Source organism: Bradyrhizobium manausense, assembly GCF_001440035.1.
Taxonomy (GTDB): Bacteria; Pseudomonadota; Alphaproteobacteria; order Rhizobiales; family Xanthobacteraceae; genus Bradyrhizobium; species Bradyrhizobium manausense.
Genome location: NZ_LJYG01000047.1, coordinates 155203 through 165181, shown reverse-complemented (window position 1 = coordinate 165181; position 9979 = coordinate 155203). Strand labels below are relative to the sequence as shown.

Sequence of the window (9979 nt, the reverse complement as noted above, 5' to 3'; positions counted from 1 at the left end):
CCGCCGATCGGCGCAGGAGATCGCCGATCGAATGCTCGCGCGCTTTCGCGATGGTGGCTTCGATGTCGTTCGACATGTTCGTTCCCCCGCAATCTGCCATCCGCGTACATGCCAGCCTTGACCGCAACCAGACTCTTGCGTTTACGCGCTTTTTCGAGTTCGCAAGAAAAGTATTCGGCGCAACTGGCCACGTCAAATCGGTCAGGGTGATTGCATCGGCCGGAAAAAGCGAGCGAGCGCTCTCTCGGAAAATTCTGGCATGCCCCCTTTCCGGACTGCCACTCTCTGCGCTAGGAATAACCATAAGGGTGCAAAGCCCACGCCTGGGTCAACAACAACGCCAAAGGTCCGGGAAGACATAGGGGGAGGCAGCGTGAACCTCGCGCGCCGACGACCTTGGACGAATGCGTTCTCGACAGAAGCGCTGTGCACGCGCATTCTGGAACGTCATCGCGACTCCATTCGCGTGCAGAAGCCGCGGCTCGCCATCGCAAATTTGACACGCATCATCGGCGCCACCCTCGCGCTCTCCAACAAGCAGGGCTTCCACGCCACCACGCTGCGCCAGCTTGCGGAAGCGTCCGGCCTCAGCATGGGCGGCCTCTATACCTATATCGACAGCAAGCCCAGGCTGCTCTCGATGATCCTCGGCGAGGTCGCGGCAACGGCGACCGAGGTTCTGACGGCGCCTCCCGACGACGTCAGGAATGACGCCAACAAGCACCTCGGCTGGATCATCGCGACACACATCCGCATGAGCGAGGCGATGCAGCCCTGGTTCGTGTTCGCTTTCATGGAAGCGAAGTCCTTCCCGCCGGCGGAACGCCAGCGCGCGATCGACATGGAAGCCACCACCGAGAAGATCATCGCCGACGTGCTCCGGCAAGGCGTCGCCAGCGGCGCCTTCACGGTCGAACATGTCGGGCTTACGGCGTCGTTGATCAAGCCGCTGCTGCAGGACTGGTACGTCAAACGCGCCAAATACTGCAAACGCGGCACGTCGATCGACGGATATATCGACGGCGTCGACAATTTCGTAAGCGCCGCCTTGTCGCGCGGAAACCGCAGCAGCGGACGAATGTCCGCCGGGGTTCGCCCGAGGCCAAAGCAAATGGCGCAGCCATAGAACGCAGGAAGGACCGGACGATGAAGCGCTTCCGATTCAGCCAGCAAGAGATCGTCTTTGCCGTCTTTGCCTTGCTGTTCCTGGTGTTCTCGATCTTCCTGAACGGCTTCCTGACGGCCGACAATATGCTGACGCTGCTCCAGAACGTGGCAGTGCTCGGCATCCTCGGCCTCGCCATGGCGATCGTCGTGATCGGCCGCGGCATCGACATCTCGCTGATCGCGGCGCTCGCAGTGCCCCCCGGGCTCGTGCTGCAAATGGTGCAGAACGGCCATTCACTCCCCTTCTCGTTGCTGACGGCCGTCCTGATCACGATCGCCTTCGGCCTCGTCAATGGCTGGCTGATCGCCTATGCCGAGGTGCCCTCGCTGTTTGCGACGCTCGCAACGGGCCTGTTGCTTGCGGGCCTTGGGCAAGCCGTGCTGTTCCAGCTCGACGTCGTGCAATGGAGTTCGGGCATGGACGGCTTCGAGCGACTCGGACAGGGCACTATTCTCGGCATTCCCACCTCGATCGTGATGTTCGCGATCGCCTGCATGGTGGTCGCATTCCTGCTGCGCCAGACGCGATGGGGCGCCTACATCTACGCGATCGGCGACAATCCTTACGCCGCACGTGTCACCGGCATTCCGTCCCGCCCGATTATCGTGCTGCAATACGTGATCGCGGCCCTGATCGGCTGTTTCGCAGGGCTCGTGATGGCGGCATCGGTCAATTCGATGCCGACGCGCGTTTTCAACTCGACGCTGATCTACGACGTGATCCTGGTGGTCGTGCTGGGCGGCATCGGCCTCTCCGGCGGCCGCGGCGGCGTGCTGAACGTCATCATCGGCACACTGCTGATCGGCACCATGCTCAATGGCATGACCATCATGGATATCTCCTACGCCGGGCAAAATCTCATCAAGGGCGTGGTGCTGTTGCTCGCCGTCATCACGGACTCTTTCCTGAATCCACGCAACGAAGAAACGGCACAGCAGGGCGACATCTGAACGATCGACAGCAACGACAACTACAACCAAGGAGGAAGCAATGAAGATCTTTGGCAACTCGACCAGGGTACCCCTCGCCGCACTGGCTCTCACCGCACTCACCGGACCGGCGCTCGCCCAGCAGGGCCTCGACGAGCCGTTCCAGAAGCCGTTCAAGGAGGCGCTCGCCGGCAAGACCGTGGCCTATGTGCCGGTCGCGATGAACTTCGACCTCACGGAGGGCTGGTATGCCGGCCTGAAGAAGGAGCTCGAGCCCTACGGCGTCAAGTTCGTGATCCGCGACGCCAATTGGAACACCAACGCCGGCGCGCAGGCCGTGACCTCCTTGATCTCGGAGAAGCCGGCGGTAATGGTCGTGCATAATCCTGACGTCCAGACCTACGCAAAACTGCTCCAGCGCGCGGAGAACGAGGGCATCTACGTCATCCAGATCAACATGGGCTCGGCCTATCGCAGCTCCGCCTTCGTCGGTGCCAACTGGGTCGAGATCGGCGAACGCCAGACCGAAGGCGTGGTCAAGGCCTGCGAGGGCAAGTCGAACAAGATCGCGATCATCCAGGGTGCGCTGTCGGCCGCCGCGAGCGCCTATACGCTCAAGGGCGTCGAGAACGTTCTGGCCAAGCATCCCGAAATCAAGGTGGTATCGAGCCAGGCCGCCGATTGGGATGCCGCCAAGGCCAAGGCGATCACGCAAACGGTGCTGAAGCAGAATCCCGATCTCTGCGGCATCGTCGGCTTCTGGGACGGCATGGACATCGGCACCGCAGCGGCCGTGAAGGAAGCAGGTCTCACCGGCAAGGTGTTCCTGGCGACATCGGGCGGCGGCGAACGCAAGGGCGCCTGCGAGCTGGTGAAGTCGGGCGCGTTCGACCTCAACTTGAGCTACGACGTACCGACCCAGGCCACACAAATGGCCGGCACGATCAAGTGGCTGCTGTCCTCGGGCGCCAAGCCCGGCTCGATCAAGGGTTCGGAATACACCACGCTGATTCCGATCACCAAGGAGAACGCCGACAGCCAGACCGCCTGCTGGAATCTCAGCGACCTCAAGAAATAGTCCGCGCCAGGACTCGCGGTCCCCGGGATCTATGCCCGGGGACCTTGCCCCCGATAGTTTCCATGTCCTGCTGGAATGCCGATGCGCGACACAATCACAAGCCTGCGTTACCGCTACTGGCCTGATCATCTTCTCGGCGAAATCCTGTCCAAGCGATGGACCGAGACAGCCATCCCGGTCATCCTGCTCCTGATCGTCGGCTTTGCGTTCAGCCGGTCCATCGACAACTTCCTGTCGCCGGCGAGCCTCGCCGACACCGCGCGCCAGGCCGGCGAGATCGGCTTCATTGCGCTCGGGCTTGCCCTGGTGGTCATCGTCGGCGGCATCGACCTCTCCGTCGGGTCGATCTTCGCACTGACCGATTTCTGCGCGCTCTTTCTGCTCGACGTCGCGGGCTGGCCGGTTCCGGCCGTTGTGATCGCTACGCTGCTGTGCGGCGCGCTGCTTGGCGCCGTCAACGGCATTCTGGTCGGATATCTGCGACTCCGCGCCTTCATCACCACGCTGATCACGCTGATCATCTACCGCTCGGCCTATGACCTTTTGATCCAGCGCTATTCCAACGCGATCGCCTCTGCCTTCCCCGACATCCCGTCCTGGGACTTTATCGGCTCCGGCTCTGTCCTGGGCATTCCCACCGTGGCACTCGCCTATATCGTCATCGCGATCTTCGGCCACATCTTCATGACGCGGCTGCGCCCGGGCTGGCACATCACCGCGATCGGCGGCTCGCGCCGCTCGGCCTACAATTCGGGCATTCCGGTTCGCCGCACCATCGCGCTCTGCTACGTCGCAAGCGGCGCGCTGACCAGCGTCGGCGCGCTTTTCTTCGCCTCCCGGCTCGGCACCGTCGGCGGCGACATCGGCGTCGGCCTGGAGGTGATCGTGCTGACCGCGACCGTGCTCGGCGGCATCACGCTCGGCGGCGGCAAGGGCTCGGTCGCCAAATCGGCAGTGGGTGTGCTGATCGTGCTGCTGATCACAAATGGCCTGACGACGATGAACGCACGCGGCGGCGTCAACCGCATGGCGCTCGCGGGCATCCTGCTTGTCGCCGCCATGATCGACATCCGCTGGCAGAAGAACCGGACCCGCATCATCAGCAAGGTCTATGTCGCCCCGACCTATCACGAATTGCCGCCACCGCCGCCAACGGAGATCGGGCAAGGCGGCCCATTCGAGCAGAACGACAAGCTCCGCGATGTCGAGGCGATCGGCCTCGGCCGCATCGAGGCGCCGGAAGACGTCATCCTCGATCGCCATGACAATCTCTATGCCGGCTCCCGCCACGGCGACATCATGCGCTTCCTCGCGCCCGACTACCAAAAGATGGAAGTGTTCGCTCATATCGGCGGCCAGCCGCTCGGCATGGCCTTCGACCGTGAGGACAATCTCTATGTCTGCATCGGCGGCATGGGCCTCTATCGCATCAAGCCTGACCGCACCGTGGAAAAGGCGACCGACGAGACCAACCGCAGCCTACGCTCGGTCAACGACGATAGCCGCCTGCGCCTCGCCGACGACCTCGACATCACCGACGATGGCCTGATCTTCTTCTCCGAAGCGACGGTCCGTTACGAGATGGACGAATGGCCCATCGATGGCTTGGAGGCGCGCGGCAATGGCCGCATCATCTGCTACGATACCAAGACCGGCACGACGCGTACCGAGCTGCGCGGACTCAAATTCCCCAACGGCATCTGCGTCGCCAGCGACGGCCAGTCGATCCTGTTCGCCGAGACCTTCGGCTGCTCGATCAAGCGTTATTGGTTCGCCGGGCCGAAGAAAGGCGCGGTCGAGGTCGTCATGGACAATCTGCCTGGATACCCCGACAACATCAACCTCTCCTCGGACGGCAATTACTGGCTGGCGCTGGTCGGCATGCGCAGCCCCTCGCTCGACCTCGCCTGGAAGATGCCGGGCTTCCGCCGCCGCATGGCCAAGCGCGTACCGGTCGATGAGTGGCTGTTTCCCAACATCAACACCGGCTGCGTGGTTAAATTCAATGAGCAGGGCAGGATCCTCGAATCGTTCTGGGATCTGCACGGCGAGAACCATCCGATGATCACCTCGATGCGCGAGCATCGCGGCTACCTCTATCTCGGCGGCATCCTCAACAATCGGATCGGCCGTTACAAGCTCGACAACGCCGATCCGAACTTCGTTCAGTATGACAAGAGGTGGGGGAAGCAGTCGTGATCGCGGCCGTCAGAGACTTCGCCAACCGCTTTCTCGGACGCGGCGACGCCACCATCAGCGTGCCGTCCTTCGACGGCGCGCTGAAGCCGAACCAGAAGCTTGAATCGGCCGAAACCTTGCTGACCTGCGAGTCGCCTGCGGATCTTGCCGCTGACGGCAACAAGCTCTTTATTGCAGACGGACGAAGGCTGTTGTCGCTGGACGGTGGCTCGGCCTCGGAATTGCGCCGCTTCGAGCAGCCGATCTCCGCGCTCTGTGCCCTCCCCGGCGGCGGCCTCGCCGTCGCGCTCGGTGGGCGTGAGGTCCGTGCATACGAAAGCCCCTCGGCCGAGCAGCCGAGCGCAACCTTTGCCGACGCGGCGTTCAATGCGATCAATGCACTCGCGCTGGCGGAGGACAATGCGCTGATTGCGACAGACGGCTCTGCAGCATGCAGTGTCGACGATTGGGCACGTGACCTGCTTGAGCTCAATCGGAGCGGCCGCGTGTACCGGCTCGATCCCGGCAGCAGGACCGTGACGCGATTGGCCCACAGCCTCGGCTATGCCTTCGGTGCCTGCGCGCATGGTAACGCCATGCTGGTCAGCGAGAGCTGGCGCCACCGCCTCGTTCTTGTCTCGCCAAGTGCATCGCCGAAGATCGTGCTCGCCCACCTGCCCGTCTATCCATCACGGCTGTCGAAAGCCTCGGGCGGCGGCTACTGGCTCACCGCCTTCACCGCGCGGACCCAGCTCGTCGAGTTCGTGCTGCGCGAAGCCGGCTATCGGCGCCGCATGATGGCCGAGATCGCGCCCGAGCACTGGGTCGCACCGCGGCTGCGTTCCGGGCGCTCCTTCAATGAGCCGATGCAGGGCGCGCACATCAAGACCATGGGCGTCATCAAGCCGTGGGCGCCGCCGCGTTCCTATGGCCTCGTCATTCGTCTCGATGCCGACGGCCAGCCGCTCTATTCGCTGCACAGCCGGGTCGACGGCATCAATCACGGCGTCGTCGCGGCCGTCGAGCTGGGCAGCGATCTCGTGCTGATCGCCAAGGGACCGGGCCGCATTTTGAGGCTGCCCATTGCCGGCCTTGCCGAGGAATTTGGAACATGAGCGACATCGCACTCTCGCTGCGCAAGGCAACAAAGCTCTATGCCGGCGTGCCCGCCATCGACGGGGTCGACTTCGATCTGCGCCGCGGTGAGATCCATGCACTTGTCGGCGAGAACGGTGCCGGCAAGTCGACCCTCACCAAGGTGATGGCGGGCGTGGTGACGCTGACCTCGGGGACCATGACGGTCGACGGCGCCGAGGTCGCGCCGAAGACACCGCTTGAGGCGCGCAATCTCGGCATCGCCATGGTGTTCCAGGAGAACAGCCTGGTGCCGACCATGACGGTGGCGCAAAACCTGTTTCTGGGACAGGAGAAGTTTTACAACCGCCTGCGGGGGATCTACATCGCCGCGCAGCAGTTCCTGCAATCGCTCAATTTCGACGTGACGCCGACCGCCACCGTCAGCGGCCTTGGCGCGGCCAAGAAGCAGATGGTCGAGATTGCGCGCGCGGTGCTGCACCGTGCCAAGGTCATCATCTTCGATGAGCCGACCGCATCTCTGACCCCGGAAGAAAAGAAATATTTCTTCGACCTCGTCCGCGACCTCAAGAGGCGCGGCGTCTCGATCGTCTTCATTTCGCATGCGCTTGAAGAAGCGCTGCTGCTCGCCGACCGCATCACGGTGTTGCGCGACGGCAAGCATGTGGTCACCGACGATGTCGCCAAGTTCGATCGCGCCGCCATCGTGCAGGCCATGGTCGGACGCGACCTCTCCAACACCCTCTACGGCGCACGCAAGAACAGTGTGCGCCAGGCCGGCGCGCGCGTGCTCACGGTGCAGAATTTAAAGATGGCACCAATGGTGAAGAACAATTCGCTGTCGGTGTTCGCTGGGCAAATTACCGGCGTGTTCGGCCTCGTTGGTGCAGGCCGCACCGAAACCTTCAAGATCGTCGCCGGCGTGCTCAAGCGCGACTTCTTCCATGGCGGCGAGATCCTGCTGCGCGACCAGCCGGTGCGCTACCGGGTGCCGGCGCCGGCGGTGAAGGCTGGCATTGCCTATGTCACGGAGGACCGCAAGGTCGAGGGCTTCTTCGAGACGTCTTCGATCGCGCGCAACATCTATCTCGGCCTGTTGTCGAAGTTTCCGCGGGGTCGGATGATGCTGTCGCGGCGGGAGACTGATGCGGTCGGCAAGTCCTGGATCGAGAAGCTCAAGGTTCGCGCCATCGGCGATCAGGTCAAGGTGGTCGAACTGTCGGGCGGCAATCAGCAGAAGGTGGTGATCGCGAAGTCGCTGGTGCAGGAGCCCGACTTGATCATCTTCGACGAGCCGACCCGCGGCGTCGATGTCGGCGCCATCGTCGAGATCCACGAGTTGATCAACCGGCTCGCCGACGAGGGCAAGGCGGTGGTGGTGATCTCGTCCTATCTGCCCGAGATCATGGCGCTGTCCGACCGCATCCTGGTGTCGCGCCAGGGCAAGGTGGTGGAGGAGTTCTCCGCGCTGGAAGCGACGGAGGAGAAGATCATGTACGCGGCGATCCACTGAGGGCGCCTACAGCTTGTGTCCCTTCTGGCGCAGCGCCTCGATCAGGCGCTGCTTCAATTGGTCACCGGCCTTCTGGCTGACATCCTGAGCGATCTGCGCGCTCGCCTGCGCCAGCGCATCGGATTGCGCCAGGAATTTTTGTCCGGCCGGCTGCGCGTAGAACGCCTCGATCTGGCGCAGCTCGTCCGGGGTGAAGCTTGCGGCATAGACGGCGGCGATCTGGTCGACCATCGCGTTGAAGAGCGGGGGGAAGATCTCGGCACCCGGCGCCGTCATCGCGTCATAGTCGCGCTCGATCTCCGGCCTTTCCTGCGTCACCACCGGTCGCAGCTTGAGCAGCAGCTGCGGCAGCTGCGCGCGGTATTGATCGGCGATCTTCAGCGTGACCACGAGCTTTCGCGCCGCGTTCATCGCCTCGGGCGACGGCGCTTGCGCGGAAGCGCGGCCAACGAGGAGCAGGAGGATACCGGCGATCGCGAGCAAACTTCTGGACATGGACCTCTCCCCTCAGCGGCGCGCCGGCGCGGCGGCGGTTGCGGCAGGCACGATCTCGACGGCGGCGGTTTGGGGCTCTTCGACTTCCGACACTTTCACGAAGAGGTTCGGCACACGCTCGGCCCGATCGAGCAGCCAGGCGACGACGATCATGATGATGATGCCGAGGAAGGAGACCGCGAGCTGCTCCCAGACGCCCTTGGTGTATTGCGTCAGGATCCAGTGCGCGGAGAACGACAGGAACACGCCGAGACAGAAGATCGGCAGTGAGTGCTGGCCGCAGAGGATGATCGGACGCAGCCAGGAGGTATGCAGCGCTTTCCAATGGCGCGGCAGGAAATGCGTCACCCAGATCGCCAGCGCCAGGAAATGCGTGAAGCGCAGCATGTCGAGGTCGGTCTTGTCGATCGGGTAGATCGCCTTGATCATCCATTTCGGGATCATGGCCTCGAGCGCGGGGATGTGCCAGGTCATCACGATGATGAAGGCGAAGACGAGCCAGGCCGCGGCCAGAATCATTGCGGCCCTCGACCATACCCACTGGCTGATCTTCTCGATCTGGCCGATGCCGCACCAGGCGGCGAACACGAACATCAGCTGCCAGCAGAACGGATTGAAATACCAGGTCGTGCCCGGCGGGTAGGAGGCAACGTTCCAGTCGAACCAGCGCGACAGCACGTAGAGCACCACGGACCCCGCAAGCGTCAGGTTCGGCAGGCGCACCAGGCACCAGACGATGAAGGGCGAGGCAAATATCAGCGTGATGTAGAGCGGCAGCACGTCGAGATTGACCGGCTTGTATTTGAGCAGGATCGCCTGCCCGATCAACTCGTCCGGATGCGCCAGGAAATTGAAGACGTTGAACTCGTGCTCGTACATCGGATTGTCGAAGCGGCGGGCGGTGCGGGCGATCTGCGCCGTGAACAGCAGGAACAGCATGATGTGGGCGACATACATTTCCGCCGTCCGCCGCCACAGTCGCTTCAGCGCGGCAAGGAACCAGCCGCCGGCGATGATCGGCCCGTAGATCCAGCCGACCAGATAGCCGGAGATGAAGACGAAGAACTCGGCGGCGTCGCTGAAGCCGTAATTGCGCAGCGTCAGCCAGGCCACGACGTCGTGCGGGATGTGATCGAGGAAGATCATCCACAGGCCGATGCCGCGGAAGACGTCGAGCCGCAAGTCGCGCTCGACCGGCGCCAACAGTGCTGCCTGGTCCCGTATGCTCATGGCCCCCGCCTCATCAGGTAGGCGTCGCGCCATCGCGGCGCCGGCAAAATCGGATGCTAAAAAAGATCAATCAAAAGGTCACCTAACCCTGCGGTTAGAGCGCCAACGGTAGCCGACCTTGGTGGCCGCGCAAGGGACTTTGTCGTCACATGCGTCGGCAGCGTGGGCAAAGCCCGGAACTACCCCATGCACAGTAGCTAAGCCATTGCATGCCTTGCAAAAATCGTCCTGCCCGCCGGGCAAGCCGGCGGCGAGCGCGATTGCCGCCTCAGGCGAGCTGATCGCCCCCGGTC

At 63.2% G+C, this 9979-nt stretch carries 8 protein-coding genes; 6 read left to right on the top strand and 2 right to left on the bottom strand.

The genetic code is table 11. The features are described 5' to 3' along the window. Positions 1-373 precede the first annotated feature (373 nt). The 6 genes from AOQ71_RS11950 (at position 374) to AOQ71_RS11925 (ending at position 7961) form a co-directional block, all read left to right on the top strand. Positions 374-1126, top strand: coding sequence for a TetR/AcrR family transcriptional regulator (locus tag AOQ71_RS11950; RefSeq protein ID WP_057746328.1), 753 nt, complete (start codon positions 374-376; stop codon positions 1124-1126). 20 nt (positions 1127-1146) lie between these two features. Continuing rightward, positions 1147-2118, top strand: a complete 972-nt coding sequence (locus tag AOQ71_RS11945) for an ABC transporter permease (protein WP_057746325.1) — start codon at positions 1147-1149, stop codon at positions 2116-2118. Between the two features lie 40 nt (positions 2119-2158). Next, complete coding sequence (locus AOQ71_RS11940; RefSeq protein WP_057746322.1) at positions 2159-3175, top strand: sugar ABC transporter substrate-binding protein; 1017 nt, start codon at positions 2159-2161, stop codon at positions 3173-3175. A gap of 75 nt (positions 3176-3250) precedes the next feature. Beyond that, positions 3251-5374: an ABC transporter permease gene (locus AOQ71_RS11935; RefSeq protein WP_057746318.1), complete on the top strand. Its 2124-nt coding sequence runs from the start codon at positions 3251-3253 to the stop codon at positions 5372-5374. After that, on the top strand, positions 5371-6468 hold the full coding sequence (locus AOQ71_RS11930; protein ID WP_057746315.1) for an SMP-30/gluconolactonase/LRE family protein: 1098 nt from the start codon (positions 5371-5373) through the stop codon (positions 6466-6468). Before AOQ71_RS11935 ends, AOQ71_RS11930 begins: the two co-directional genes overlap by 4 nt. Then, the gene (locus AOQ71_RS11925) at positions 6465-7961 is read left to right on the top strand and encodes a sugar ABC transporter ATP-binding protein (RefSeq protein ID WP_057746312.1); all 1497 of its coding nucleotides are present in this window, start codon (positions 6465-6467) and stop codon (positions 7959-7961) included. Before AOQ71_RS11930 ends, AOQ71_RS11925 begins: the two co-directional genes overlap by 4 nt. A gap of 6 nt (positions 7962-7967) precedes the next feature. On the opposite strand, the gene AOQ71_RS11920 is transcribed toward AOQ71_RS11925, so the two are convergent. Further along, a complete protein-coding gene (locus AOQ71_RS11920; RefSeq protein WP_057746309.1) occupies positions 7968-8456 on the bottom strand; it encodes a DUF2059 domain-containing protein in 489 nt (162 codons plus the stop codon). A 12-nt stretch (positions 8457-8468) separates the two neighbouring features. Further along, complete coding sequence (locus AOQ71_RS11915) at positions 8469-9686, bottom strand: OpgC domain-containing protein (protein ID WP_057746861.1); 1218 nt, start codon at positions 9684-9686, stop codon at positions 8469-8471. Positions 9687-9979 lie beyond the last annotated feature (293 nt).

Bases quoted from the DNA above. Each gene is read 5' to 3' on its own strand.
- AOQ71_RS11945 (WP_057746325.1), top strand. From the start codon at position 1,147: ATGAAGCGCTTCCGATTCAGCCAGCAAGAGATCGTCTTTGCCGTCTTT.
- AOQ71_RS11940 (WP_057746322.1), top strand. From the start codon at position 2,159: ATGAAGATCTTTGGCAACTCGACCAGGGTACCCCTCGCCGCACTGGCT.
- AOQ71_RS11935 (WP_057746318.1), top strand. From the start codon at position 3,251: ATGCCGATGCGCGACACAATCACAAGCCTGCGTTACCGCTACTGGCCT.
- AOQ71_RS11925 (WP_057746312.1), top strand. From the start codon at position 6,465: ATGAGCGACATCGCACTCTCGCTGCGCAAGGCAACAAAGCTCTATGCC.
- AOQ71_RS11920 (WP_057746309.1), bottom strand. From the start codon at position 8,456: ATGTCCAGAAGTTTGCTCGCGATCGCCGGTATCCTCCTGCTCCTCGTT.
- AOQ71_RS11915 (WP_057746861.1), bottom strand. From the start codon at position 9,686: ATGAGCATACGGGACCAGGCAGCACTGTTGGCGCCGGTCGAGCGCGAC.